The 26,242-nt window shown below is 65.6% G+C and carries 21 protein-coding genes; 14 read left to right on the top strand and 7 right to left on the bottom strand.

Annotated features, from left to right (window positions below):
* Positions 1–4 precede the first annotated feature (4 nt).
* The 6 genes from KTJ89_RS12715 to KTJ89_RS12690 all read left to right on the top strand — a co-directional run bounded on the left by KTJ89_RS12715 (position 5) and on the right by KTJ89_RS12690 (position 4,633).
* Positions 5–1,216, top strand: coding sequence for an MFS transporter (locus KTJ89_RS12715; protein ID WP_259357990.1), 1,212 nt, complete (start codon positions 5–7; stop codon positions 1,214–1,216).
* A 216-nt stretch (positions 1,217–1,432) separates the two neighbouring features.
* Entirely contained in the window at positions 1,433–2,023 is a 591-nt protein-coding gene (locus KTJ89_RS12710; RefSeq protein ID WP_259357989.1) for a hypothetical protein, read from the top strand.
* Between the two features lie 88 nt (positions 2,024–2,111).
* Positions 2,112–2,714: an NlpC/P60 family protein gene (locus KTJ89_RS12705; protein WP_139909426.1), complete on the top strand. Its 603-nt coding sequence runs from the start codon at positions 2,112–2,114 to the stop codon at positions 2,712–2,714.
* 567 nt (positions 2,715–3,281) lie between these two features.
* A complete protein-coding gene (locus KTJ89_RS12700; RefSeq protein ID WP_259357988.1) occupies positions 3,282–3,875 on the top strand; it encodes a hypothetical protein in 594 nt (197 codons plus the stop codon).
* A 105-nt stretch (positions 3,876–3,980) separates the two neighbouring features.
* Positions 3,981–4,226 (top strand): type II toxin-antitoxin system prevent-host-death family antitoxin, encoded by a 246-nt coding sequence (locus KTJ89_RS12695; protein WP_172173324.1) that lies wholly within the window; start codon positions 3,981–3,983, stop codon positions 4,224–4,226.
* Positions 4,223–4,633, top strand: coding sequence for a type II toxin-antitoxin system VapC family toxin (locus KTJ89_RS12690; protein WP_259357987.1), 411 nt, complete (start codon positions 4,223–4,225; stop codon positions 4,631–4,633). Before KTJ89_RS12695 ends, KTJ89_RS12690 begins: the two co-directional genes overlap by 4 nt.
* A 12-nt stretch (positions 4,634–4,645) precedes the next feature.
* Here KTJ89_RS12690 and KTJ89_RS12685 read toward each other — a convergent pair whose 3' ends face one another.
* The 3 genes from KTJ89_RS12685 to KTJ89_RS12675 all read right to left on the bottom strand — a co-directional run bounded on the left by KTJ89_RS12685 (position 4,646) and on the right by KTJ89_RS12675 (position 9,206).
* Positions 4,646–5,914, bottom strand: coding sequence for a M20 family metallo-hydrolase (locus KTJ89_RS12685; RefSeq protein ID WP_259357986.1), 1,269 nt, complete (start codon positions 5,912–5,914; stop codon positions 4,646–4,648).
* Positions 5,915–6,036: 122 nt separating this feature from the next.
* Complete coding sequence (locus tag KTJ89_RS12680) at positions 6,037–7,785, bottom strand: thiamine pyrophosphate-dependent enzyme (protein WP_259357985.1); 1,749 nt, start codon at positions 7,783–7,785, stop codon at positions 6,037–6,039.
* 89 nt (positions 7,786–7,874) lie between these two features.
* Complete coding sequence (locus KTJ89_RS12675; RefSeq protein WP_259357984.1) at positions 7,875–9,206, bottom strand: MFS transporter; 1,332 nt, start codon at positions 9,204–9,206, stop codon at positions 7,875–7,877.
* 190 nt (positions 9,207–9,396) lie between these two features.
* On the opposite strand from KTJ89_RS12675, the gene KTJ89_RS12670 reads away from it, so the two are divergent.
* Both KTJ89_RS12670 and KTJ89_RS12665 read left to right on the top strand, forming a co-directional pair.
* Positions 9,397–10,611 carry an RsbRD N-terminal domain-containing protein gene (locus tag KTJ89_RS12670; protein ID WP_259357983.1) on the top strand — a complete coding sequence of 405 codons (1,215 nt, stop codon included), beginning with the start codon at positions 9,397–9,399 and terminating at the stop codon, positions 10,609–10,611.
* Positions 10,612–10,879: 268 nt separating this feature from the next.
* Complete coding sequence (locus KTJ89_RS12665) at positions 10,880–11,908, top strand: LLM class flavin-dependent oxidoreductase (protein WP_259357982.1); 1,029 nt, start codon at positions 10,880–10,882, stop codon at positions 11,906–11,908.
* 215 nt (positions 11,909–12,123) lie between these two features.
* Here the strand turns inward: KTJ89_RS12665 and KTJ89_RS12660 are convergent, their stop codons facing one another.
* Complete coding sequence (locus tag KTJ89_RS12660) at positions 12,124–13,161, bottom strand: DUF2332 domain-containing protein (RefSeq protein WP_259357981.1); 1,038 nt, start codon at positions 13,159–13,161, stop codon at positions 12,124–12,126.
* A 309-nt stretch (positions 13,162–13,470) separates the two neighbouring features.
* Between KTJ89_RS12660 and KTJ89_RS12655 the strand changes: the two genes are divergently transcribed.
* Positions 13,471–14,835, top strand: coding sequence for an MFS transporter (locus tag KTJ89_RS12655; RefSeq protein ID WP_259357980.1), 1,365 nt, complete (start codon positions 13,471–13,473; stop codon positions 14,833–14,835).
* Positions 14,836–14,878: 43 nt separating this feature from the next.
* Positions 14,879–16,315, top strand: a complete 1,437-nt coding sequence (locus tag KTJ89_RS12650) for an FAD-binding oxidoreductase (RefSeq protein WP_259357979.1) — start codon at positions 14,879–14,881, stop codon at positions 16,313–16,315.
* Between the two features lie 80 nt (positions 16,316–16,395).
* Here the strand turns inward: KTJ89_RS12650 and KTJ89_RS12645 are convergent, their stop codons facing one another.
* A complete protein-coding gene (locus KTJ89_RS12645; protein WP_259357978.1) occupies positions 16,396–17,280 on the bottom strand; it encodes a LysR family transcriptional regulator in 885 nt (294 codons plus the stop codon).
* A gap of 133 nt (positions 17,281–17,413) precedes the next feature.
* Here KTJ89_RS12645 and KTJ89_RS12640 point away from each other — a divergent pair, with 133 nt between their 5' ends.
* A complete protein-coding gene (locus KTJ89_RS12640; protein WP_259357977.1) occupies positions 17,414–18,325 on the top strand; it encodes a DMT family transporter in 912 nt (303 codons plus the stop codon).
* Positions 18,326–18,375: 50 nt separating this feature from the next.
* Here KTJ89_RS12640 and KTJ89_RS12635 read toward each other — a convergent pair whose 3' ends face one another.
* Complete coding sequence (locus KTJ89_RS12635; RefSeq protein WP_259357976.1) at positions 18,376–19,389, bottom strand: siderophore-interacting protein; 1,014 nt, start codon at positions 19,387–19,389, stop codon at positions 18,376–18,378.
* Between the two features lie 221 nt (positions 19,390–19,610).
* Between KTJ89_RS12635 and KTJ89_RS12630 the strand changes: the two genes are divergently transcribed.
* On the top strand, positions 19,611–20,591 hold the full coding sequence (locus KTJ89_RS12630) for an ABC transporter substrate-binding protein (RefSeq protein ID WP_259357975.1): 981 nt from the start codon (positions 19,611–19,613) through the stop codon (positions 20,589–20,591).
* Between the two features lie 31 nt (positions 20,592–20,622).
* Positions 20,623–21,978 (top strand): D-serine ammonia-lyase, encoded by a 1,356-nt coding sequence (gene dsdA, locus KTJ89_RS12625; protein ID WP_259357974.1) that lies wholly within the window; start codon positions 20,623–20,625, stop codon positions 21,976–21,978.
* Positions 21,979–22,012: 34 nt separating this feature from the next.
* Here dsdA and KTJ89_RS12620 read toward each other — a convergent pair whose 3' ends face one another.
* A complete protein-coding gene (locus KTJ89_RS12620; protein ID WP_259357973.1) occupies positions 22,013–25,138 on the bottom strand; it encodes a hypothetical protein in 3,126 nt (1,041 codons plus the stop codon).
* 173 nt (positions 25,139–25,311) lie between these two features.
* Between KTJ89_RS12620 and KTJ89_RS12615 the strand changes: the two genes are divergently transcribed.
* Complete coding sequence (locus KTJ89_RS12615) at positions 25,312–26,214, top strand: hypothetical protein (protein WP_259357972.1); 903 nt, start codon at positions 25,312–25,314, stop codon at positions 26,212–26,214.
* The last annotated feature ends 28 nt before the right edge of the window (positions 26,215–26,242 follow it).

The following is a 26,242-nucleotide window of genomic DNA, read 5'->3' as shown; positions in this document are numbered from 1 at the left end:
CGATATGGGAGTCTCAGGCGGGGACCGGGTCCCGCTGCCGAAGGGATTCAACGCCTGGGTGCTCACCTCGGTCGTCACCGAACTCGGCACCGGGATCCTCGCGTTCGCTCTGACATGGGTGGCCTCCGGCCACGGCCCTCATCTCGCCGCCTGGGTATTCACACTCACCGTCCTGCCTGCGGTGCTGCTCGGGCTGCTCGGCGGCGCGGTCGCCGACAGATTCGGGCCGCGTCGGGTGATGCTCGCGTGCACACTCGCCTTCGTGCTCATCGGCTCGGGGATCGCACTCGCCGTTGCCGTCTGGTCGGCGGCTCCGCCGGTGCTCCTGGCGGCCGCCGTGCTCATCGGGTCGGCGGCAGCGTTCTATCGGCCCGCCGTCGGAGTCTTCCCACGGCTCTTCGTCCCCGAGAGATCATTGGGCACAGCCATGGCCCGATCGGGCATGGCCGGACAGCTGGCGCGCACCATCGCCCCGCCGCTGGGCGGAATCCTCATCGGGATCATCAGCCTGTCCGGGGTGGCACTGCTCGATGTGCTCGGATGCCTGATCATGCTCATCGCCCTGCTTGCGATCCGACCGCCTCGGCGAGGGGATCACCTGCCCGACCCGGTCAGCGTGCGCGGAATCGTCGACGGGGTGCGAGCGGCGCGGACGACGCCGGGAGCGCCGGCGCTGCTGACCGGTGTGTCCCTCATGGCCGGAGCCGTGATCCCGTCGGTACTCCTCGGCATTCCCCTTGCCGCCCGCGAGCGCGGCTGGACCGCCGCCGAGGCGGGGCTCATCGAATCCGGATGGATCGCCGGGGGCCTGCTGACGAGCGCCGTGTTCGCATGGCGCGGCATTGCGAATCGGGTGTGGACTCCGATGGTCATCGGTCCGTGCGTCGTGGCCCTGGGGCTCATCGTGCTGGCTGTGTCGGCCGACTGGCGAGTGGGTCTCGCAGCGACCGCCCTCGTCGGGGCCGGGGTCGTGGTCTTCACTGCGCATGTCTTCCCGGTCTATGTGCTGCTGGCACCTGCGTCCAAGGTATCGAGATTTCAGAGTCTGCTCATCGTCGTCCAGCAGGCACCTCAGGTCATCGTCAATCCGCTCATCGGTCTCATCGTCGGACTGCTCGGCACCGGCGCCATGATTGCGGCAGCGAGTGTCATCGCAGTGGGTGCCTCCTTCGTCGTCGGGCGAGATCGGACGCTGCAGGCCTTCAGGTCCGAGTGACCTGGTTCACGTGGTGTTGAACTCGTGTTGAGAACCCTGTGACGTGATGTTGAAACGGAGTTTGTTGAGGCCTCTCATCGGATCGGACAGTCTGGAGGACGTGAGCGAAACGACAGGATCGCTTGCGTGATCGATGCTGGTTTCCGATCGCTTCCCCACTCAGCTGGTCTCGAGTTCTCGCTCACGGCAACTGCCCCTCAAGAGAACAGGAAACCGATGAAACTCGTACGCAAAATTGCAGTGACAGCCCTTTCCGCGGCTGTCATCGCCGGCGGTGTCTCCATGGCGACCGCCGCGTCCGCAGAGCCGGTTGCAGTCTCAAAGGAGGCCGCTCCGTTCACGAGCAAAGCACTCGACGGCGGCAAGGTTCCGAGCGCTCAGGACGCCACTCAGCTCACCCAGGAGCAGATCGACAACGCGCGCACGATCATCGCCGTCGGCAAGGGCGCGGACCTGTCGACGCAGGCACAGAAGATCGCCGTGATGACGGCCCTGCAGGAATCGAGCCTCTACAACCTCGACGGCGGAGACCGCGACTCCGCCGGACTGTTCCAGCAGCGTCCGTCCATGGGCTGGGGCACTCTGGCCCAGGTGACCGACCCGGTCTACGCCTCGAAGTCGTTCTATGGCGTCAACCCCGAAGGCTCGAACCTCGGCCTCATCCAGATCGAAGGATGGGAGACGATGGTCCCGGGAGCCGCAGCTCAGGCAGTGCAGGGCTCCGCCTTCCCCGCCGAGTACGACAAGTGGGATCCCTTGGCGACCGAGCTCGTCAACGGCAATCAGGATGTTGCCCCGATCAGCTGAGACCCGTTCCGCTGACCTGAAGTCGCACCACCCGAAACCGCACATTCCGAAATCACACATGCACACCCGAGAACGATCAGGAGAGATGATGAAGGTTTCACGCACACTCACCACCACCGTCCTCACCGCAGGTCTCCTCGCAGGCGGCACCATGATGGCCACCGCACCGGCTCAGGCCGACGCTGCCCCGGCACACAGCTACGCAGCACAGGGAGATTCCGGCAAGGCCACGACCGCGCAGTCGGAGTCCGGCCAGAAGACATCCACCCAGGCCGATGATCGTCGCGATGAGATCATCAGCCGCGCGCAGACCTGGGTCGACCAGGGAGTGCCCTACAACTGGGACACCACCCATCCGGATCCACAGGGCAAGCAGTACCGCATGGACTGCTCGGGATTCGTCTCGATGGCCTGGGGACTCGACGACAGCCTCAACACCGTGACCCTGCCCGATGTCTCCCACAAGATCGACAAGGACGAACTGAAGCCCGGCGACGTCCTGATGAAGGGCGGCCCCGGCACCGAAGGCGCCAACGGCCACGTCGTGATCTTCAACGGCTGGGCCAACGACGATAAAACCGCCTACCACGCCCTCGAGGAGAACGGCTCGCTCGGCTCGGTCGCCCACGAAGTCTCCTATCCGTACGACCAGGACGACAGCTTCGTCCCCTACCGCCTGAACGGTCTGTGATCTGATCGGCACGTGATCCGCCACTGATCCGATGCCGATCCGGCGGCACCGATCCGCCGACCGTACTCCGCGCACCTGAGCGCACATCGTCGCCGCGCCCCTCCCATGGGACGCGGCGTCGATGCATGTGACGAGGAGGGCCGCCTCGGAGGAACAGGGCCGACCTCGAAGTGTAGGATCGCCGAGGATCTACCTCCACCCGCCGATCGCCGCCGGCACCTGAAATTTCCCTGGCTCGCGCCTGCGAACCGCCGGACGAGCGGATCGAGACCCCGGTCACGGTCGGGTGGGAGCACTGCTGGTGACCGCGCGGCGTTCAGCGAACTCTGATCGCATGCACACGGATCCGTGACGATTCGTTGCGGCGAGAATAAGTCATCTCGAAGTCTCTCTGCATTGAACAGGGCCAATCGGTCCGTCAGTGTTGTGTGGGGCGATTCCACGGCACCTTCTGCATTGGTGTTCCTGTGCCGACCACAGGGCAGATGCCGCAGAACCCACCACGTGTGCCGCGCACCAGGAATCGCCGCCCGGGTCGAGGACCCGATCAAGAGAGAGTGAGAACAGATGAAACGTGCGCGCACACTTGCGGTGACTGCACTGTCCGCAGCCATTCTCGCCGGGGGAGTCTCCCTGGCAACGGCGACCTCGGCCTCGGCCGACCCGATCTCCGGAGGCGTCAGCCAGGAGGGTGAAGCAACCCAGTCCGACGCCGGCTCGACCGGAGGGATCGACGACCCCGATGAGCTGAGCGAGGAGCAGATCGACAACGCGCGCACCATCATCGGCGTCGGCAAGGGCGCGGACCTGTCGAAGGAGGCTCAGACGATCGCCGTGATGACCGCGCTGCAGGAATCGAGCCTCAACGACCTCGAAGGAGGCGACCGCGACTCCGCCGGTGCCTTCCAGCAGCGTCCCTCGATGAACTGGGGATCGGCCGACGAAGTCACCGACACCGTGTACGCATCGAAAGCCTTCTACGGCGTCGACTCCGGAACCGACAATCCGGGGCTGACCCAGATCGACAACTGGGAGAGCATCGAACCCGGTGACGCCGCACAGGAAGTGCAGCACTCCGGATACCCCGACGCTTACGACAAGTGGGAGCCGCTGGCGAAGAAGCTCGTCGACGAGAACCAAGACGTCGACTCCATCGACTGATGACCGCGGGTCCGAGAGTCCTGTCCACTCGGCATCTGGCTATGGATTCGTCCACAACCCCGAGATAGAATGTACCTACAGTAGTGACATTTCGGGAGGTGGATGATGACCACGATGTCGAGTCGGGAATTCAACCGGGACGTATCGGCGGCTAAACGTGCGGCCAGACACGGACCGGTCACCATCACCGAACATGGTCGTCGCGCGCACGTTCTGCTGACTGCCGATGAGTACGATCAACTCAGCGGCAGATCGGACCTCGTCGGAGATGCCCTCGTCATCCACGACGATGATTCGGACCTCGATCTGCCGCATCGTTCTCAGCGATCGCTGCGGGTGCCCGAACTGTGAGATATCTGCTCGACACCAACATCATCAGTGACGCTCGCCGCGGCAACCGGACTCCCGTCGGCTCCTGGATCGCTGCACAGAGGATCGACGATCTGGCCATCAGCGCCATTACGGTCCTCGAACTCGACGTCGGAGTCCGACGGAAAGAGCGGCGGGACACACGCGCTGGATCCGTCCTTCGGCAGTGGTTCGACGAACAGGTTTCTCAGCTCTTCGACAGAAGAATTCTTGCCGTCGATGCCGAAGTGGCTGTGCAGGCATCGCAGTTGCACGTCCCTGACGCGATGCCCGACATGGACAGCCTGATCGCAGGGACCGCACTCGCACACTCTCTGACCCTGGTGACGAGGAACGTCGCTGACTTCGCGAATACGGGAGTCAGGTTGCTCAATCCCTGGGAGGACTGACCTCCTTCGCGGTCACTCTGCCAGCGCGCCGGCGGCGAGCCGGCGAACCACCTCGGTGAGGTGATGGAGACCCGAGACGAGGTCCTCGTCCTTCGTGAACTCGGCCAGACTGTGCGAGACCCCGTCGACGCTGGGAATGAAGAGCATGACGGTGGGCACTTCGTCCTTCATGTTCGTGGAATCGTGCCCGGCCACGGTCATCACCTTCGCCGAGGTGAGTCCCAAATCCTCGGCAGCGGTGCGTGCCAGTTCGACTCCGTCTTCGGAGTACGGGTTCTGATCCCAGATGTGCTCGGCGACGATCTCGATCTCCACGCGATCATCGGCGCTGACCTGGGCGATCGTGGCCATGAGCTTCTCATGGGCCGGGGCGATCACCTCGGCGCTGGGGGAGCGCAGATCGAGCAGCAGGCTGACCTCGCTGGCGACGACGACCGGAGAATTCGGGTAGACGGTGAGCTGACCGCACGCAGTATGCAGGGCACCAGGCTCGAAATCGTCGACGAGCTCCCGTGCGGCGACCACCAGTCGTGCCGCACCGAGCAGAGCATCCTGCCGGTCCGACATGAGCGTCGACCCGCTGTGCGCCTGTGCGCCGGTGACCTTGAATTCGTACTTGTGCGCCGCCCAGGTGGCATTGACAAGTCCGATCGTCACCCCGTCCTCTTCCATGCTGCGACCCTGCTGGACGTGGATCTCCGCATAGGAGGCGATCTCCGGGGCCGTGAAGTTCCCGCGTTCGCCGATCGCATCGAGCGCCTCGGCGACGGTGATTCCAGCAGCATCACGCGTGGTCAGGGCCGCTTCGAGTTCGGCCTTGCCGGTGAAGACATTGGATCCCATCATGGAGGGCTTGAACCGGGAGCCCTCTTCGTTGAACCAGTTGACCACGGCGAGGTTGAATTTCGCCTTCGACGGGTCTGCTCGCATCTCTTCGGCGATCGCGAAACATGCGTGCGCCGAGGCCATCACCCCGTAGGCACCGTCGAAACGGCCGGCCGTCGGCTGCGAATCCATATGCGAACCAGTCAGCACATACGGGGCCCCGGGCGCGAGTTCGAGGAGCCCGAACTGATTGCCGATCGCATCCCGGTGCACGCTGAAACCGTGCTTGACGAGCAGCTCTTCGAACCATTTCCGCTGCTGACCATCGGCGGCGCTCGCCGCCTGCCGGTCGACGCCGTTCGTGCCCTCCACGGCGCCGAAACGCGAATGCACGGCCCAATCGGCGAGGAACTCGGCCTCGCGATCAGCGTTGATCAGAGAGGGTGAAACGGTCATAGCGGGTCCTTTCGAGACGGTGTCGCGGGCGGGTGGGTTGCGACTGTGCGGGGGAGGGGTGCGGCGCCGGCAGTGCCGGTGTCAGGTGGGAGGAGCCCACAGTGGTGGGCACGCAGGATGGATCAGGAGGTTTCGTCGGCGGCCGGTGGCATCGTCGCCGGATCGATGAGCACATGGATGAGCGCGGGCCCGTCGTGGGCAAGGGCCCGGTCGAGCGCCGGCCCGAATTCCTCGGTCGTTTCGACGCGCTCCCCGTGCCCGGTCAGCCCGGACACAGACATCCCATCGCCGTTCACGGACGCTTTGCTCGCCGAGGTGGCCCCGGAGCTGCTGAGATCGAATGCCGACATCCACGCTGCGAAGTTCGGATTGACCATGCGCGTGCCCGAGGGTCGTCCCGGATAGTGATTCTCCTGGTGAGACACGATCGTGCCGTACACGCCGTTGTCGACGACGATGATGAGCGGTGATCCGCCGTGGGCGAAGGCCGTGGCGATCTCCTGGCCGTTCATGAGGAAGTCCCCATCGCCGCAGACCGCGACCGCACGCCGCTCCGGGTACGCCAGAGAAGCGGCCACCGCGGCGGGAACGGCGAGACCCATCGCCCCGTTGCGGGCTCCGACGAGGCTGGCCGGTCGCTCATGCCGGATGAACCGGTGCCCCCAAATCGTCGCATTGCCCGCCCCGTAGGTGAGGATCGCCTCCCCGCCGAGTCGGTCATCGAGAATCCCGAACGCCACCCCGAGATCGACCCCGGCACGGCCCGGATTCTCCGGTGCCGCCTCGGCGTCGGGGCGGTGAGCGGCGAACCGGGACTGCGCGTCCGCGCGTCCCTGCATCCACTCATCCGTCCGGTCACCGCGCAGCTGGCTCGCATCCCGAGCATCACCGGCAGCGGTCCTGGTCAGAGCGCGAGTGAGGGAGTCGGGGGAGGCGATGATGTGCTCATCGATGCGCCCTGCGTGCTGGGTGGCCTCCATATCGAGGGAGACGAGAACGGTCTCGGCGTCGAAGCCGATCGTGTAGCCGTCGCTTAAGACATCGGAGCGGGTGCAGCCGATGAAGACGACGAGGTCCGCCTCGGCGAAACCGGCCGCCACAGCATCGGCGCGACCGTAGCCGAGCCACCCCGCCCACGCCGGCGAGGAATGCGGAATCGCATCGTAGGCGCGCCAATCGCAGAAGATCGGCACCCCCGTCGAGGCGGCCAGACCGGCCAGCTCGGCTCCGCAGCCGTTGTGCCACCCATCCCCGCCGAGCACGAATGCGGGACGCTCGGCCGCCGCGATCCGCGAAGCCAAGCCATCGATGACGGCGGGGGCAGGGGTCGGTGGGGCCACCTCGGGGAGGATCGGAGTGGGGGCCTCGGTGAGACGGACGAGGACATCCTCGGGCAGGCCGACGACGACGGGGCCGGGGCGACCGGATGCGGCGATGCGCAGGGCATCGGCGGTGATCTCACCGGCACGGTCCTCATCATCGATGGTGAGCACGCGCTTCGCCGTCGAGGAGAACCACTCGGGAAGGCTGAACTCCTGGAAGGATTCGCGGGAGCGATCGTTGAGCGGGACGAGGCCGACGAAGAGGACGAGCGCGGTCGCGTCCTGCCAGGCGGTGTGGACGGAGATCATCGCATTCGCCGCCCCCGGACCGCGAGTGACCATGGCGATTCCGGGACGGCCGGTCAGCCGGGATTCGGCCAGCGCCATGAACCCGGCACCGCCCTCCTGCCGGCACACGACGGTCTCGATGTTCGCGTCGTACAGTCCGTCGAGGACGTCGAGGTAGGACTCGCCGGGGACCGCGTAGACGCGTTCGATGCCCGCCTTCTCCAGGGTGTCGACGATGAGGTGGCCGGCGGAACGCGACATGGTGGGGGTGTCCTTTCGAGGATCGAACGGTGTGAGGTCCGGGGGCTCCCGGCCCGGTTCAGCGCTGGGTTCTCAGCGCTGTGCGAGTCTCAGTGTTTGAAGCCGGGCAGGTCGACGCTCATGCGCGGAGCGACGTAGCCGGCGAACGCCGTGAACAGGGAGAGGAAGACGAGCATCGCGGCGGCCGGCCACCAGTGGTCTCCGGCGGAAGCGACGAAGCTCGTGGCCAGCAGCGGGATGAACCCGGAGAGCATGCCTGCGGCGTTCTGCGCCATGCCCACACCCGTGTAGCGAGTGGTGGCGGGGAACAGTCCGGTGAGCACGGTGCCCGATGCCGCGTAGGGCAGGGACAGAGTGGACACGGCCAGGGTCATGGCGATGACGACGAGGACCGGATTGCCGGACTCGAACATGAAGAATGCGGGAACCGCGACGACCGCCGAGGCGATTCCACCCCAGAGGATGACCTTCGAGGCTCCGAACTTCGTGCCCAGGGCACCGCCCCAGATCAGGGCTCCGATCTCGACGGCGGCGGCGACCATGCTGCCGAGCAGGAGGAGCGAATCGTCGTAGCCGAGGACGTTGACGCCGTACCAGACGCAGAATGCGGTGACGAGGTAGAAGCCGCCGACGCCGAGCAGAGCCGCGGCCATGCCGATGATGATCTGCTTCCACGAGTCACGGAAGGTGGTGCGGATGGGGCTCTTCTCGACCTCGCCGGACTCTTCGAGCTGACGGAAGACCGGGGACTCTTCGAGGCGGGAGCGGAGGTAGACGGCGACGACGAGCAGCGGCAGGGCCACGAGGAATGGGATCCTCCAGCCGAACGAGTCGAAGCTGTCCTGTGAGAACACCAGGGTCATGATGAAGAAGCCGCCGGAGGACAGGATCGTGCCGATCGGGGAGCCGATCTGCGGGATCGCTGCATAACGGGCACGCAGGTGGAGCGGGGCGTTCTCGACGACGAGCGTCATCGCGCCCGACCATTCGCCGCCGACGAAGAGACCCTGGAGGATGCGCAGGAGCACGAGCAGGGCGGGGGCGGCGAAGCCGATCGCAGCATAGGTCGGCAGGAGGCCGATGAGTCCGGTGACGACGCCGATGCCGATGATCGTGATGAGCAGGACCTTGCGGCGCCCGATCTTGTCGCCCATGCGGCCGAAGATCAGACCGCCGATGGGACGAGCGGCCAGCCCCACACCGAAGGTGGCGAAGGAGGCCATGGCGGCGGCCGTGGCGTTTTCGCTGGTGAAGTACTGGACGTTGAAGACCAGGGCTGCCGCTGCCGAGAAGAGGAAGAAGTCGTACCACTCGAGGGCGGTGCCGATCAGGGCGCCGGCGGCGACCTTGTTCGCGTCCTTGATGCTCAGTTCCGTCGTGGCGTTGAGCTCGGCGGACGCCGTGGTGTTCTGCTCGCTCATGGATTCTCTCCGTCGAGTCCGGGGACCTGGGCCTGGTCGGCCGTGTCCGGGTGCGGGTGGTGCAGCGGTCGATCGTTGCGATCGACCGGCAGGTATCGACCTTACAGAGTGCCACATGTCCTGATCCAGGCACATTTGTCGCCGAAAAGTGAGCAGTGCTTGTGCAGATGCACATATTCTGGAGAGTGTGATGGATGAACAGGATGGAATTGCGGGCACACGACAGCTTCGGGACCGTCCGGAGCCCGGAGACGAACGTCGCTGGCTCGAGCTCCTCGACGCTCTCGATCTCGACGAGCTGACCGATCGGTTCATGACCCGCGTCGTCACGGTCTCGGGCTACGATCCCGCACCGATTCCGGTCTCGGAGCTGCGGCGGACCGGTCGGCTGTCCTTCTCCACCCTCATCGAGGGACTGCGCGCCGGTGGGTTCGACGGCCCCGTGGCGGTGTCGACGGAGGTCGGGGTCTCCCGGGCACGGGCTGGAATTCCGCTCGAGGCGCTGATGACCGCGATCCGCCACGATTTCAATGTGCTCTGGGAGGTGCTCACCCGTGTGGCGAATCAGGAGGATGCGGAACTCGTCATCCGGCACACCGGCATCGTCTTATCCACCGTCGACGAATACGTCTCTCAGGTCCAACAGGCCTATACCGCCGAGCGCACCCGGATGCGCGCGGAAGAGGATTCGGTGCATGCGGGCCTCATCGCAAGCCTCTTCGACGACCCCGACCCGACTGCGGAGCGCCTGTCGAGAATCGCGACCGGGCTCGGTCTCGATGTCGACTCTCCGTTGCTCGTCATCGCCGCCACCGGGGACGACGTCCGGGCGCTGCGGGTGATCATCTCCGATCATGCCCGCGCGGGCGGGACCATGTTCACGCACCACCTCGGCGAGGTTCTCATTGCGTTCACGCAGATTCCGGGCGGTGCGGGCCATGCTTCCAGTCCGGTCGGGGGCGGAACCGGTCATTCGTTGGGGGCGCTCGCCGGCAAGATCGCCGAGGCCAGGGTGGGGTATGTCCGCGCCGACGGGATCGGCACCCTGCGGCGGTCGGCGCTGACCGCGCGAGATCTCGCCGATGTCATCGCCGCTGATGAGGCGACTGCGATGACGTGGCGCAGCGGGTGGGCGCGGTTGGCCGCGCGGTCGCTCAATGCCGCCGGCAATCCGATCCTCGCCGATGTCGAGTCCGCGCTGGCCGCCTGTGGTCCGGTCGAGCGAGAGCGCCTCATCGAGGCGGTGCAGGTCTACCTCGCTTCGGGGAGCATCGGTGCGTCTGCCGCGCAGCTGTTCTGCCATCGCAATACTGTGGCGAATCGTCTGCGCCGCTTCGCCGACCTCACGGGAGTCGATCCGATGATCCCCGCCGAGGCGGCCCGCCTCGTCGTCGGTTGGGCGTGATTTCGCGATCTGGGAGTCATCGGGCGACCACGGCCGCATCGTTCATAGCGGCCCTCGCTTTTCGAAACCAAGCTCCGTCGTTCAAGGCGGCGCGCACTTGTCGAAAGGTGCACAGTTCGACATCCGCGCTGCGGCTTGAACGACGCCCCGCGATCACTTCGAGGGCCGAGTGTGACGAGCCTGGCTAGAGTTCTCAGGCGGAGCTGATAGAAGTCAAGCATTCAACCATCGTCGGACGATGCCTTCAAGGCATCAGAAGAGAGGCACCGTGAGCACGTCGACAAATGACCGAGTCGGCCATCTCGGGTTCATCCACCTCGTTCCCTTCGATCGCGATGATCCTGGTCGCGGCCTGGCCGAGGGTATCGAACTGTTCCGCTTCGCCGAGGAGCTCGGGCTCGACAGCGGATGGGTCCGAACTCGGCACATGCAGTCCGGTCTGCCGTCGCCGGCAGTGTACTTCGCTGCTTTGGCCCAGCACACGCAGCGGATCGGGCTGGGCAGTGCGGTGATTCCCGTCGGTCATGAGAATCCGTTTCGACTGGCCGAGGATCTCGCCGTTGCCGACGTCCTCTCCGGAGGCCGGGTTCTGGCTGGATTGAGCGTGCATCCGCCCGCATTCGCCGAGGAGGTCAATGACATCGTCCATGGTGAGAGATGGCGCGGCGAAGACTACAGCTACGCGCGCATCGAGCGTCTGCGTGATCTCCTCGCGGGAGGCCCGGTACGGGAGAAGCCCGAGTACAAAGGCTTCGGCGGGGACATCGATTCCGAACGGGTGGAACCGCATGCGCCCGGACTGAGCGATCGCCTCTGGTATGGAGGGGGATCGCTGCGCTCGGCCAACTGGTCGGGCGAGGCTGGATTGAACTGGCTGATGAGCAACATCACCTCGGCAGAGGACGGCATCGAGGACTTCTCTCTCAACCAGGTCAACCAGATCGAGACTTACCGCGAATCGCTCTCTGGTGAGAATGGACGAGTGAGCCTGGCACGCGTGATCGTTCCAACCGATAGCGCGAGTCCGGTACAGGCGGCCAAGTACCGGAAATACGCAGAGGAGCGGACTCCGCGGACGAAGCAGGTCCACGGGAAGAACACGATCATCGCACCGGACCTGCTCGGCTCGACCGAGGAGATCGTCGACTACCTGCTGTCCAACCCGGCTTTCCAGGCTTCGGATGACTATCTCTTCGAACTTCCGTTCGAGTTCGAGCTCGATGACTGGAAGCACATCCTCCACCAACTTGCCACTGAGATCGGCCCGAAGCTCGGGTGGACGCCAGCAAGCTCTTAGACGTCTCCCTCGGTGGGCACTGTCCGCCGCTGTTCGCTGCCTCGCTGCCTCGCTGTCGACGCTTCGTTCAAGGCTTCGCTCTTCGACCCAGCCTCGATCAAGGCGCAACTCAGTCCTCGAAAGGCGCACGGGTCGATGTCTGCGCTCTGCCTTGAACGAGCCTCCTGGGGGCGTCGACTGCTTGAGCACGGCCCGATTCCGAGCGGGTCGGCGCATCAGGGGATCACCGCGATGCCGACATAGCTCTGCCCGTGCGGTCCGGTCAGAGCGACAGCTTGGCCGTCGACGCTGAGCACGAATCGCCCATCGGGCTCGATCCCGAGTGTCTCGAGCTGAGCGCGAGTGTCAGGCAGAACGCCGGCGCCCTCATTGCTGATCCACACGACGTCGTCGCGCGATTGCATGAGCGAAGCGAAGCGGGCACGCGCCTCGGCGTCGACATAGGCCAGCACCGCACTGTGGAAGACGATCGGTTGGGTCCCGGCTGGCACCTCGGCAAGCAGGGTTTCGACGGTGTCGAGCAGGTCGCCGCGGACGAGGTGCGGGGGATCGGCGGCCGCGACCGAGGCAGCGGCGAGGAGGCGCTCCCGTCTCGACTCATGCTCCGGCCAGATCAGCGAAGTCAGCCATTCCCGCTGGTCAGCATCGGTGATATCGAGAGGATTGAGATCGATTCCGGCCCGCCACGCGACCTCGGGGAGGTGGTCCGGGACCGTGGAGTTCGTCAGTACGCATTCGAGCACGACCGGGCTCGGACCGTCCGCAGGGTCGAGCGTCGCCGACTTCTCGGAATCTGAACCGGACGACCCGGCCGCCTCGGTGACGGTGAATCGGTAACTGTACCGGTCAGGGTAGAGGCAGAGCCCCGCTGAGGCGCCTACCTCGATGAGTGCAAGCGGTCCTGGAACCCGTGCGAGTGCTGGAAGGAGCGTCGCGCAGCGACCCGCCTCATTCGTCTGGGTCGACCGGGCGAGCATGAGCTCGCGCACCTTCGCCCAGTCGTCGAGCAGCCATGCACGCAGGTCAGCATAGGCGCCTTCGCCAGCGCCGAGGTGGCGGGCTGCGCCGAAGAGCAGATTGGCTTGGCGCTTCGGTCGGGGCAGTTCGAGCAGGAGCGAGAGGATCTCGTCATCCGCGGCCACTCCCTCGGCCCATGCGGTGTAGATCGGGGAGGTGTCGGCCGCTTCGAGGCGGGCGAACTTGCCGTAGTAGTCGCGCAGAGTCTCGGCTTCGAGTTCCGTCATCGGCTGCATGTCGCCCTCCTCGCAATGGTATCCGCGCCTCAGTGACTTCATCGTACCGATCGTTTGCCCGACGGCGAGTGGGGCAACCGAAACGTCGTTCAAGGCGGAACGCGGATGTCGAGTCGAGCACGGTTCGACATCCGGGCGCCGGCTTGAACGAGCCGATTGAAGTCCCCGTCCCGGTATTCGGTACTTTTGCTGCGAACGCTAGGTCAGCCGCCCGCGCTGTCGTAATGTGTTGCCATCATGCGCCGACGACCATGTTCGCGGCGCATCCCCGCGCCACCACCGTGGCCCGACTTGATCGAAGGAGATCCCATGTCATCCGAGGTGAGCCCGCCGACCAGCGGACAGACCCCCGCCGATTCGGCACTGGAGAAGAGGACCCTGCGCAAGGTCCTCATCCGTCTCATCCCGTTCGTCATCGCGATGTACTTCATCAACTACCTCGATCGGACGAACATCGGCATCGCCGGACCGGGCGGAATGAACGAAGACCTCGCGATGAACGCAACCCAGTTCGGGTTCGCCGCAGGCATCTTCTTCTTCGGCTACCTCATCCTCGAAGTGCCCTCGAACCTCGCTCTGCACAAGTTCGGCGCCCGCATCTGGCTCGCCCGCATCCTCATCAGCTGGGGCGTCGTCGCCGCGGCCATGGCATTCGTGCCCAACCACGGCTGGCTCTACGTGCTGCGGTTCCTTCTCGGAGTCGCCGAGGCGGGATTCTTCCCGGGCATCATTCTCTACCTCACGTACTGGTTCCCGACCTCGATGCGCGCGCGGGCCACGGCTCTGTTCATGCTCGCCATCCCGCTCTCCAGCGTCGTGGGTTCGCCCCTGTCGTCGTGGCTGATCTCCAGCGGCAACTCGATCTTCGAGAACTTCGCCGGCTGGCGCTTCATGTTCATCATCGAAGGCGTGCCCGCCGTTCTCCTGGGCATCATGTGCATCTTCTACCTCACCGACCGCCCGCGGGACGCGAAGTGGCTGAGCGCCGAAGAGCGCAACTGGCTGCAGTCGACGATGGACGCCGAGGAGAAGAGCAAGGAAGAGACCTTCCACTACCCGGTCCGCCGGTCGCTGCTCCAGCCCCGCGTCTGGGCCCTGTCATTCGTCTACTTCGGCATGGTCTACGGCCTCTACGCCATGAGCTTCTTCCTCCCGACGATCATCGCCGGCTTCCAGGAGTCCTTCGGCGTCGAGTACTCGATCGTCGAGATCGGCCTCATCACGGCCATCCCCTATGTCTTCGGTGCCCTGGCCATGTACTTCTGGTCCCGGCACGGCGATCGCACGGGTGAGCGTGTGTGGCACGTGGCCATCCCGCTGTTCATCGGCGGTGTGGCGATCCCCATCGCCCTCTACCTGTCCTCACCGTTCACCACGATGATCGCCGTGACGATCACCTGCATGGCGATCTGCGCCGCCCTGCCGACCTTCTGGCCGCTGCCGCAGACCTTCCTCGCCGGTGCCGGTGCCGCCGCGGGACTCGCGCTCATCAACTCGCTCGGCAACTCCGCGGGCTTCTTCGCCCCCTACATCACCGGTTGGCTGGCCGATCTCACCGGAACCCAGAATGCCGGCATGTGGGTCGTCGGCGCGGCCATGGTCGCCGCCGGCATCGTCACCCTCATCCTCCGGGCCGCACCCGCTCCCGATAACCTGGACGTGACGCTGAAGTGACGGCCCGCCGTCCGCCTTCGCCCGACCGATCCGAGGAGCAGAATTGACGACCCCGACGTCCACCGCACCCGACTTCCCCGCCCTCGACCCGGTGGCGATCGACGACCTCACAGCGAAGCTGAGTCCGGGTGCGCTGACGACTGACCCGGATGTCATCGACGCTCACTCGAGCGATGAGGCCCTGTTCTGCCCGCGCGAGGGGGCGATCGCCCTGGTCAGGGCCGCCTCGGCTGAAGACGTCCAAGAGGTCATGGCCTTCGCCAGCGCACATCGGGTGCCGGTCGTCCCGCAAGGGGCGAGATCCGGGATCTCGGGAGGCGCGAACGCCTCACCGGGAGCGATCCTGCTCAACGTGTCGAAGATGAAGGACGTCGTGGCCGTCAACGAGGCCGAACGTCTCGTCACCGTTCAACCGGGCATCATCAACCAGGACCTCAAGGACCACCTCGCCCCGTTCGGACTGTCCTACCCGCCGGACCCCGGATCGGTGGCACTGTCATCGATCGGTGGGAACATCGCAACGAATGCCGGCGGACTCTGCTGCGTGAAATACGGTGTGACCAGGGACTACGTGCGCTCACTCAAAGTCGTACTCGCCGACGGGACCATCACCACGCTCGGCCCGCAGACGGCCAAGGGCGTGGCCGGACTCGATATGCGCCATCTCTTCATCGGCTCCGAAGGCACCCTGGGAATCGTCGTCGAAGCGACGCTGCGCCTCGTGCCCGCCCTGCCCGAGCCGTTCACCGCGATCGCGACTTTCCCGGATGAGCGCAGCGGACTGCAGACCGTCGCCGACTTCATGGCCGGCGGCGGAGTGCCGAGCCTGTTCGAATTCCTCGACTGGGCCAGCCTGCGCATGCTCAACGACTACGGCGACTTCGGCCTCGACGACGATGCCGGTTCGATGCTCATCATGCAGGTCGACGACAACCCGACCGATGCGGAGGCCGCGATGTCGACCTTCACCGAGGTGGCCCAGCGCTGCGGTGCCCTTGACGTCGCTTACTCCGACGACCCGAGCGATTCCGCGGCTCTCATCACGGCACGGCGGATGATCCAGCCGGCCTACGAGAAATTCGCCAACGCTCACGGCGGCGGTCAGCTGCTCGACGATGTCTGCCTGCCGCGCACCGCCGTGCCCGAATTCTGTGACCGTCTGGCCGAGCTGCGGTCATCATCCGGACTCGAGATCGCCCTCGTCGCGCACGCCGGCGACGGAAATATGCACCCATCGGTGTTCTTCGACTCCGGCGATGCGGCCGAGACGGCGAAGGCCGAAGGTGTGTTCGCTGAGATCATGCGCATCGGCCTCGAACTCGGCGGCACGATCACCGGCGAACACGGGGTCGGGTTCCTCAAGCGCGCTTGGCTGCCGAACGAACTCGACGAAGGATCACGACGGATCCAGCTGGCCGTGAAGAACGCGCTCGACCCGCTGGGCATCCTCAACCCAGGGAAGATGCTCGCCGAGATCTGAGCGCAGTCGGACCGCCAGCAGAGGGCCCATGAGCTGCCGAGGCGCACCCTCGTGGCAGGAGGCCGGCGGTCTTTCCATCGTCAGCCGGTGGCGAGCTCGCGCAGGGCTGTGACCGCATCCTCGATGAGTTCCTGCTGCGGGTGGCCCGGATCGCTGATCGCGTGGATGAAGCGGATCGGTTCGGGCGCCGCCAGCCGGATGATGGCCACCCCGGGAGGCAGGGGTTCGACACCGAGCCGCGGGAGGATCGTCAGACCCAAACCCCGACTGACCATGTGCAGGGCAGTGGCGAAGCTGTGAGCCTCGTGCTTGAAGTGCACCGCCACCCCTGCACGTGCGCAGGCGTCGAAGAGGATCGTCCGACACGGACCGTCGCCGGTGTCGTTGTCGATCCAAGGATGATTCTCCAGCTCGTCGAGGCTGACCTCCGGACGCGAAGCCAGGGGGTGATCGTCGGGCACTGCGACCACATACGGATCCGCGGTGAGGAAGTGGCTCTCCACCTGCGATGGGAACACGGGATCCTCGGAATCTGCGATCACGACCTGGACATCGGAGTGGAATTCGTTCCAGGGGCCCTCTGCCAGGTTGAGCTGCACGGCGACATCGGGATGGCGGTTCTCGAGGTAGGAGACGAGTTCGGGCATCCACTGGGTGCCGGCCGTGCCGAAGTACCCGATCGACAGGCGTCCGATCCGATTCTCATGCAGGTCCGAGATGCGTTGGCCCAATCGCCCCGAGCTCTCGAGCACGGAGTCGACGTCGGACATGATCGCCGAACCGGTGTCGGTCAGGCACAGGCCGCGTCCCTGTCGCTGAAACAGAGTCAGACCGGTCTCCTGTTCGAGAATCTTGAGGTGATGGCTGACCGCAGACGGTGAGAGACTGAGATGCTCTGCGGCGGACCGGACGGACCCGGTGAGTGCGACCGATTTGAACGACTTCAGGTGGGCAACGTTGTACACAGTTGAACCGTACGCACATCGCGGACAGTTGTGCAATAGTGTGCGCTTTTCTTTCACGATCATGCGACGAATAATCGTTCCTATGAACAGATCAGCCCTCAGTCCTCGAGTCGTGAGTCCGAATCCTCACCAGATGACAGCGCCCCGCGTCCTGCACTGGATCGCTGCCCTGCTCACCATGACGTTCTGGGCGTCATCATTCGTCGTCATCCGCGATGCCGGCGAATTCTTCTCACCTGGTCCGATGGCGCTGCTGCGCGGCGCGTCCGCGGCTGTGGTGCTCTCCGCGTGGATGCTCTTCCGCCGCCCCCGATTCCCCTCCGGCATGGTCGTCTGGCTGATTCTCGTCCTGTGGGGAGTCGCCTGGTTCTCTGCCTACGTCGTCGTCCTCAACGCTGCGGAACGGTCGATCGATGCCGGAACCGCCTCGATGATCGTCAATATCGCACCGCTGATCATCGCCGTCTTCGCCGGCCTCGTCTTCGGAGAAGGGCTGCCGAAGCGCCTGCTCATCGGCATCATCGTCTCTCTGCTCGGAATCGGGCTGATCACGGCAGCCAGCTTCACCGGCTTCTTCACCGTCGGCGGTCTCGTCCTCAGTCTCGTCGCCGCAGTGCTCTACGCCGCCTGCGTGCTGCTGCAGAAGCACTTCCTGTCCGGAGAGGACTCGGTGACCGTGACCTGGATGGGAATCCTCATCGGCGCACTCGTCAGTCTCGTCTTCGCCCCTGGCCTCATCGACGAGGTGGCCACGGCACCCATCGAGATGACGCTGCAGATCATCTACCTGGGAGTCGTACCGACCGCTATCGCCTTCAACCTCTGGGGATATGCGCTCAAACATCTGCCGGCAGGTCTGCTCAGCTCTTCGAGTCTCCTCGTCCCCGCGATCGTCGTCGTGATGGCCTGGATCGTTCTCGGAGAGGCCCCGCCTCCGCTGGCCGCAGTGGGCGGTGTGCTCTGCCTGGCCGGGGCGGCTGCCGCGATCGGGCCGCAGATCATCGGAGCTCTGCGACGGTCGCCGGCTCAGCCCGGCAAGGTCTGAGAGTTCAGTCAGGCAGAGTCTGAAGGCTCGGTCGAGCTGGGTCTGAGGGCTCAGCCCTCGGCCTTGCCCTGACGCCAGTAGCCCATGAACGCGATCTGCTTGCGGTCGACCCCGACTTCCTGCACAAGGTAGCGGCGCAGTCGCTTGACCGGTCCGGCCTCTCCGGCGATCCACGCATAGAAGGGGCGGTCATCCTTCTCCGTTGCACTCGAACTGCCTTGAGCCGCCTCGGTGAGGGCCGCGGGAACGTCCCAGAGGATCTCTTCGTCGATGTTGACATCGTCGAGTTCCCAGACCTGACCATCCGGCCCGCCGGCCGACCCTGCCGCTCCGGCTCCGACGGGGATCCGGGTCTCCGACCGCACCGCCTCGCGGACGGCAGGTTCGAGGAGCTGACCGAAGTCGGCCTCCCCGCGTGGCAGCCATTCGATCTCGAAGCCGGTGGGAGCGGTGATGTCGATGATGTCCTCGGCGCTCGGGACTTCGAGAACGGCCTTGCCCTGCGCCTGGCTGTCCTTGAGTGAATCGAGGATCGAGGCGATGGCGGGCACAGCCGTCTCGTCGCCGGCGAGCAGGATCTGGTGGGCATCTCCCGGGGCGAACTCGATCCCGGCGCACGGAGTCTCCGAGGCACGGGAGGGGCCGATGATATGGAGGCGGTGGCCCACCTCGGCGGCTTCGGCCCACTCGGCCGCCGGGCCCGAGTGGCCGTGCTCATCGGTGTGGAGGACCATGTCGATGACGAGTCTGCGCTTGGCATCGTCCCATTCGCGCACGGTGTAGGTGCGCATCGCGCCGCGCTCCTCGGGGCTGACCTGCAGCCAGGCCTGGTACCAGGACACTCCAGCGGCTTCCTGCTCGGTGAGGAATGCCGGCAGATCGAACTGCGGCGAGGCGGCACGCTGAGGAGGGATGACGAGTTTGATCCGCAGATCACGAGGGTGGGTGTTCGGGCCGAATTCCTCGAGTCCCGCACCCCCGAAAGTCACCCGACGGAAGGACGGGCTGAGGTCTTCGACGGCGAGGACCTCTGCTTCGAAGGCACCGATGGGGGCTCGTGACACTGATTCTCCTTCGCATCCCCAGGACCATGTGGCCGTGAGAGCGTCCCCGCGGGGACGCGTTGTTTTCGTGTGTGCAGCTGTCGTGGATATGTCAACATCCGCAACGCTACTCTACTCTAATTTAGTAAGGCTAGCCTTTCCAAATAGTGCTACGGTGGTCCCGGCGTCACTACAGGCGCACCAGTTCCGTCCCTGCGGGGACGCCCACCGAAAGGCTCTCGATGCGTCGTCGTCAGCTCCTTGCCCTGTCCGTTCTCGCCCCGTTCGCCCTCGTCGGCTGCCGCGGCGAAGCCGATGGCGATGCGGGTGATGGCGCTACCGGCGCTGCGGGCAGCGTCCCGAACTTCACGTATTCGCCCGAAGGCTATGACGGGCTGACGATCGAACTCGACCGCCCGGCAAAGCGCATCGCCGCGGACTTCTATTCGGCAGCCGGACTCGCGCAGTACGGAATCACGCCGGTCGCGGTCTTCGGGTTCGGACAGAACGAGTCCCCGGGCAAGTCCTTCGACTCGGAAGGAGTCGAGGTCGTCGGCACCGATATGGAACTCGATATCGAGGCCCTCGCGGTTGCCGAGCCGGACATCCTCGTCGCCTACGGCAATGAGGCCGGCGACGGGTGGACCTGGTGGGACGAGAAGGTGAAAGGCCAGGTCAGCGAGCTCGTGCCGTTCGTCCCGGTCAAACTCGGCGGGCAGGGTCCCGACGCGATGTTCGCCCAGTACGCGGCCATCGCCGAGGCGCTGGGCAAGGACACAGACACCGGCGCCATCGCGGACAAGCGGAAGGCCTTCGACGACGCTCGGGCACGCATCCGCAGCGTCGCGAAGAAGCAGGACCAGCTGACAGTGCTGCTGGCGAACTTCACCGCGGAGATCAACTACACCTCGAACTCCTTGGGCATCGCCGAGATGCTCAACAAGGACGGGCTCACCCTCGTCGGCCCCGACGCCACAGGAGAGAGCAGTTGGGCAGAAGTCTCCTGGGAGAAGATGTCGGACTACCCGGCCGACGTCGTCCTCGTCCACGACGCCTCGACCGACTACGAAGACAACCCGGTGTACAAGAGCCTGCCCGCAGTCAAGGAGGACCAGCTCGGCACCTGGGACGACAAACGCGCCTACACCTATGACGGCTACGCGAAATGGCTGAACGAACTCGGCGACGTCCTCGAATCCGCGAAGAAGATCGTCAAGAGCTGAGGCCCGCACCCCGCCGGGCTACGATCGGTGCATGACCGACCTGCCTGACGAACTCAGCACCGACGAGATCATCCGGTCCCTCGCATCGGGTGCCCCGACCACATGGCTCCGCTCCACGGGCACCGAGGCGGCCCTGCCCGACCTCGGCGACGTGATGGATTCCGCGGCGGCCCGGTTCGACCGCTTCGCCCCCTGGTTCGCAGAGACCTTCCCGGAGACGGCGACCGTTCCGGCCGAGCTCGCATCGGCGTTTCCAGACGTCAACGGCGGAATGATCGAATCGGCTCTGGTTCCGGCGCCTGCGGCGCAGCACCGCCTCGACGGTCTGTTCGGATCCGAGCTGGGCGGACGGCTGTGGCTCAAACGCGACGACTCCCTGCCGGTGAGCGGGTCGATCAAGGCCCGCGGCGGCTTCCACGAGGTGCTCGAATTCGCCGAGGCGGTCGCCGCCGAGCACGGACTCGACGCTCTTGATCCCGCCACCTATTCGACTCTTGAGTTTCGTGAGATCGCCGCGAACCACCGCATCGTCGTGGGCTCGACGGGCAACCTCGGGCTGTCGATCGGGATTCTGAGCGCGCGCCTCGGCTTTGCCGCCTCGGTGCATATGTCCGCCGACGCCCGGGAATGGAAGAAGACGAAGCTGCGCGACCACGGGGTCGACGTCATCGAACACGCCGGTGACTTCGTCGAAGCCGTCGAGGCCGGCCGTGCCTCGGCCGAGGCCGCCGAAAACACGCACTTCGTCGACGACGAGGACTCGAAGAGCCTCTTCGCCGGATATTCGGTGGCTGCCCTGCGGCTGGAGCGCCAGTTCGCGGCTGCAGGTGTGACCATCGACGAACAGAATCCGCTCACCGTCTACCTGCCGTGTGGAATCGGAGGCGGCCCCGGGGGAGTGACCTTCGGGCTCAAACGGGTCTTCGGCACGGCAGTGCGCTGCGTCTTCGTCGAACCGAGCCAGGCACCGGCGATGTTCCTCGGCGTGCGCTCCGATCGGCACAGCGGCATCTCCGTTCAGGACATCGGGCTGTCCGGAGCCACCGCGGCCGACGGGCTGGCGGTCGCCCGACCCTCACGCTTCATCGGACCGATGATCGGGCCGCTCATCTCCGGCTTCGCCGCGGTCCCCGACGAGGTCATCCGCGCGGGAGTCGGGGTGCTCCATGAGACCGAAGGCATCGATGTCGAACCCTCCGCTACCGCCGGGCTGACCATTCCGTGGCGGATGGGCGACGCGGCGGCTCGGTCCGCGACCGGCGTCCACCTCGTGTGGCTCACCGGTGGGGCGATGGTCCCCGGCGACGAACGCGCCGCCTACGTCGACGAAGGACTGGGACTCGTCGAACGGATCAGCAGCCCCGCCTCGGCGATCGTCGTCGACTGAACGGCGTGCCCCGGGCCGGGTCACGCTGCCTCGGTCACCAGTCCCAGGGGTCGTCGTTGACGGTGATGACGATCTTGCCGTCGACGATCTCGGCCGTGCCGTTGAGGTCGAAGGTCACGGTGTCATCGAAGGGTTCGGACTCGTCGAACATGTCGTAGCTGCCGGTCACGAGCGCCTCACCGGAGGTGTCGGAGGAGATCAGCCACGCCGGACCGCCGTTCGGACCGGTCGCGTCCTCGGGGTTCGAATACTGGTCGGCACCCATGGAGTCATCGGCGACGCTCACCGTCGGATACGACGAGATCGACCAGGTGAGGCCGGTGGCTTCATAGCTGTCGGCCAGCGAGGATCCGAACGGGCACCCGTCGGGCCGGGCGACCGTCTTCTTCGCGCAGCTGTCGATGAGGGTCTTGACCTGCTTGTCGACCTCGCTGCGGAACGCGTCCGAGGGATGGGCGGCGAGCAGCGGCGTGTCCTCACCCTCCATGTTCGCGTCATCGCCGAGGAACGCCCGCACCTCGACCGCGTCTGCGGTGATGAGATCGGACTTCTCGGCCAGGTCGATCGTGTAGAGACCGGGGAAGGCCGGCAGGGACAGTGTCGACCCGTCGCTGTCGACGTCGATCCCATTGACCTTGACCTTTTTGAGGCCGGGAGTGTCGACGGTGAGAGTGAGCAGGTCGGGACTCTTGAGCGCCCAGTCGTCGAAGAACAGCGCCTTCTTTCCGGCTTTGTGCAGGGTCAGCGTGCTGTCGCCCTTGGAGCCGCCGACGTCGTAGGTGACCGCGACCGTCGCCGTGTCTCCGGAGATCTCGGCATCCTCGACGGTGACATCGTCGGGTAGTGCCTTGGAGCCGCCGAGGACATCGTTGGTCAAAAGGGTCCGTGACTCCTGCGGAACGTCGACGTCGGCGACCTCGAGGGCACCCTCGGCGTCACCGTCGGAGAGCTCCGAGAAGTACTTCTCCACCGTCGCCTCGGGACCGAACATGTGCCCGTTGAGCTGGGTGACGACGATGAGTGCGGCCACAAGGAGGAGGACGGCACCACCGGCGACGACCGATACGAGCGTCGTCTTCTTCTTGTCGAAGGGCTTGGCCGGGCCCGCGTACGGCTGCGGCGCATACATTCCCTGCGGAGCCGAGTTTGACTGCTGCCCGGCTGAGCCCTGCGGCGTCGAATAGGCCGGCTGGTCGGCGACACCCTGCGGGTAGGCATAAGGCTGCTGGTCGGACGGGGTCGGATGCTGCTGCGGACCGACCGGACCAGAGAACTGCTGCGGACCCTGCTGGAGATGGGGCGGCTGGCCCTGCGAGTCGAACGCATTCGGCGATGCGGGCGGGCACTGATGGCCGACAGGTCCCTGCGGTCCGAACCCGCCAGGGTCGTGCGGTCCGACTTCGCCGGGGCCGGGAGCAACCGGCGGTGGCGTCGGGGCGGCGGCTCGAGCCAGATCGGGATGGATGAACGCGAACTGCGGTTCGCTCATGCCCAGGTATGGTCCCCAGTGCGGGTGCACGGTCCGTCCGGCGGCGATCCGCGCCACGGCCGGGAAGGTGAGGGCGAGTCGCGGGCCGAGGGTGCGCGAAATCACCTCGATGATCCCGCCCCAGAGGCCGAAGATGAGGAATGTCCAGGCCAGGGGGCCGATCCCCGCACGGGCCGCACCGGACCCACCGAAGAACATGGCCGCCTCGGCGGATCCGGACATCGACAGGTTCGCCGGAATGGCCAACAGCGACAGCAGACCCCAGACGAGGCAGAACGCCACAGGCAGCTTCCACGCGCTCGACCACTGCTGCTTGTCCTGCTCGATCACGGTCCAGGCCGGACGCCGGGTGACGGTGGCGACGATCGTTGCGATCAGCACGGCGGCCACGACGACGAGCAGGCCCAGCCATAGCAGCCCGGGAGCGTCGCGGCTGAACATGGTGAGGCTCTCGGAGAAGGTGTCCGAGTACAAGCCCAAGTCGCCTTGGGCGGTGGCGCTGATTCCGCCGAGGTGGGTCAGCGACGTGAGGATGAGGCCCATGTTGACGAACGTCAGCGGCACCAGCTGACCCGGCATCTCGACTGACAGCGGCAGGACGAAGAGCGCGACGATCGAGAACACGGCCACGGTGAGGGCGAGGTGGATCCAGGTCACCAGCAGAGGCGGAACAGCCCAGCGCAGGAACGGTGCACCGATCGCCTCGGTGCCCTTGAAATGTCCGGCGACACGACCGGCGATGCTCGTGATGAGGATGACGAGCATCGGCAGGAAGAACGATCGGACGGTGACCGCCGAGAAGGTGAAGGTGAACGATCCTTCCTCTTCGAAGGCGGAGGCGCGGGCGGCGAAGATGACCTGGAGGAGGAAGAGCACGAGCGTCATCGCCAGGGTCGCGACCCCGATGCGGATCCACGTGGACACTCGGTTGGGTGCGGGGGAGCGGCGTTCGCTCAATTTCGTCATCCACCACAGCAGACCCACGGTGACGATGGTGACCACCAGGGGTGCGCCGGTGGTGAAGATGCCCAGTTGGGCGTTGAAGGTGTCAGGGGCGTTGATGTCCAAGCGCAACGCCGCCGAACCGAACAGCGACAGAGCCATGAGGATGAACGGCAGGGCGTAGTTGAGGCTGTCGAGGTTGAGGCCGGTCTCCTCGGTCAGCGAGTCGAATTCCGACATCGACGTGAGGATGACGGTGAGGATGATGGAGACGATGATGCCGCCGAGGAGGGCGATCCCCGGCGGGATCAGGGCCGTTTTCCACGTCGCTCCCTTTGCCAGCGCCGAGGCGAATTTCGACTTCGGGGCATTCGCCGGGTAGCCCGGTGGTGCGGGGTAGGGCACAGGACCGGACTGGTAGGGACCCGAGCCCTGCGGGTAGGGGCCTTGCTGGTGAGGGACCTGCTGGTAGGGCGCCTGCAGATTGGGCACCTGCTGGTAGGGGTCTTGTTGGTACGGGTCGACGGTCTGCTCGGTGGTGGGCGTGCCGTCTTCCGGCGGCGCCCAGCGAGCGGTCTCTTCGGTGGCCTCATCGTCCTGAGCTGCAGGATCTTCCGAGGTCTCGGCGGCGTCCGGAACCTCGTCTTCGGGACTCTCCTGGTCCTCGGCGGTCTGATCCTTCGGATCCTCGGCGGCAGTCGGTGTCGTCTCGTCGGATTCGTCGTGCATACCCAGTCCTCAAGTGCAGTTGCCCGACAGCTCCGCAATGTCATTCACATCTAAACAATCAACTGAGCAGATCAAGCATGTGTAGTTCACAACTTATATTAGGCTGTTAATGCAAGAGAAGTTCTATATTGGGACTTTTTCTGAAACACGGCGTGATCGATCTGGAGTGACGGATGAGTACGAACCCTCCCGGGCGTGGGGATGAGAACGAATGGGACGTCAACGACCGGTCGGGAAGCCAATGGTCCTCGCAGCCCGGATCCCAGCCGGGACCCCCGCCGAGTCCGCAGTCAGGGCCTCAGTCGGGCAATGGATGGGGCACACCTCCGCCGCCTCCTCAGTCACCTCAGCCGCAGCGCCCCTATATCCAGACCCCGCACTCGCAGAGCGGCCCGCCTCATCGCAACGGACAGCCCGCACACCAGCAGCCCTACGGCTACGGTCCGGGACCGTATCAGCAGGCCGGACCGCCGGCGCAGAAGAAGCGCGGCGGGATGATCGCGCTCCTCGTCGTCGTCGGCATCGTCCTCGCAGGGGGCATCGGATGGGGCGCGGCGACGTTCTTCTCGAAGGACTCCGAGGACCCCGCCAATGTCGCCTCCACCGATGAGCCGACGAACGCCGCCAGCGATGACGGTTCGGCTGCGGCCAGCAATTCACCCGAACCCACCGAGACCGAATCGGCGCTTCCCGACGACCCGAAGAAGGCACTCAAACAGCTCGCCGACTCCGACGGACAGACAGCGAAGAGCGAACTCAACGGCAAATGGGTGCCGCAGCTGAGTTCGAAGAAGGTCGGCCTCGAAGCCGAGGGGAAGACCTGGGACGAAGAAGCGATCCTCGAAGAATTCGAAGGGCTGCGCGAAGAGTTCCCCCGCGTGAAGCTCATCTGGTCGGGCGACTTCGGCAGCTTCAAGGAAGACAATTTCTGGGTCACCGTCGTCGGCATCGGCTACGACGACCCCGAGGACGCCCTGTCGTGGTGCTCATCGCACGGACTCGGCCCCGACAGCTGCTACGCCAAACAGCTCAACTCCTCCGGCGGCCACGAAGGAACGACCCGCCTGCAGGACTGAGACTCCCGGGCCGGTCCGTCCGGTCACA

It is taken from the genome of Brevibacterium sediminis, from assembly GCF_024895295.1.
Lineage (GTDB): Bacteria > Actinomycetota > Actinomycetes > Actinomycetales > Brevibacteriaceae > Brevibacterium > Brevibacterium sediminis.
The sequence above is the reverse complement of the archived record's forward strand: the minus strand, read 5'-3'. Positions and strand labels throughout refer to the sequence as shown.

What these genes read in the sequence shown, in the direction of transcription:
- KTJ89_RS12695 (WP_172173324.1), top strand. Translation starts at nt 3,981, where the DNA reads ATGACCACGATGTCGAGTCGGGAATTCAACCGGGACGTATCGGCGGCT.
- KTJ89_RS12700 (WP_259357988.1), top strand. Translation starts at nt 3,282, where the DNA reads ATGAAACGTGCGCGCACACTTGCGGTGACTGCACTGTCCGCAGCCATT.
- KTJ89_RS12630 (WP_259357975.1), top strand. Translation starts at nt 19,611, where the DNA reads ATGCGTCGTCGTCAGCTCCTTGCCCTGTCCGTTCTCGCCCCGTTCGCC.
- KTJ89_RS12675 (WP_259357984.1), bottom strand. Translation starts at nt 9,206, where the DNA reads ATGAGCGAGCAGAACACCACGGCGTCCGCCGAGCTCAACGCCACGACG.
- KTJ89_RS12655 (WP_259357980.1), top strand. Translation starts at nt 13,471, where the DNA reads ATGTCATCCGAGGTGAGCCCGCCGACCAGCGGACAGACCCCCGCCGAT.
- KTJ89_RS12685 (WP_259357986.1), bottom strand. Translation starts at nt 5,914, where the DNA reads ATGACCGTTTCACCCTCTCTGATCAACGCTGATCGCGAGGCCGAGTTC.
- KTJ89_RS12705 (WP_139909426.1), top strand. Translation starts at nt 2,112, where the DNA reads ATGAAGGTTTCACGCACACTCACCACCACCGTCCTCACCGCAGGTCTC.
- KTJ89_RS12640 (WP_259357977.1), top strand. Translation starts at nt 17,414, where the DNA reads ATGACAGCGCCCCGCGTCCTGCACTGGATCGCTGCCCTGCTCACCATG.
- KTJ89_RS12620 (WP_259357973.1), bottom strand. Translation starts at nt 25,138, where the DNA reads ATGCACGACGAATCCGACGAGACGACACCGACTGCCGCCGAGGATCCG.
- KTJ89_RS12670 (WP_259357983.1), top strand. Translation starts at nt 9,397, where the DNA reads ATGGATGAACAGGATGGAATTGCGGGCACACGACAGCTTCGGGACCGT.
- KTJ89_RS12715 (WP_259357990.1), top strand. Translation starts at nt 5, where the DNA reads ATGGGAGTCTCAGGCGGGGACCGGGTCCCGCTGCCGAAGGGATTCAAC.
- KTJ89_RS12615 (WP_259357972.1), top strand. Translation starts at nt 25,312, where the DNA reads ATGAGTACGAACCCTCCCGGGCGTGGGGATGAGAACGAATGGGACGTC.
- dsdA (WP_259357974.1), top strand. Translation starts at nt 20,623, where the DNA reads ATGACCGACCTGCCTGACGAACTCAGCACCGACGAGATCATCCGGTCC.
- KTJ89_RS12710 (WP_259357989.1), top strand. Translation starts at nt 1,433, where the DNA reads ATGAAACTCGTACGCAAAATTGCAGTGACAGCCCTTTCCGCGGCTGTC.
- KTJ89_RS12680 (WP_259357985.1), bottom strand. Translation starts at nt 7,785, where the DNA reads ATGTCGCGTTCCGCCGGCCACCTCATCGTCGACACCCTGGAGAAGGCG.
- KTJ89_RS12660 (WP_259357981.1), bottom strand. Translation starts at nt 13,161, where the DNA reads ATGCAGCCGATGACGGAACTCGAAGCCGAGACTCTGCGCGACTACTAC.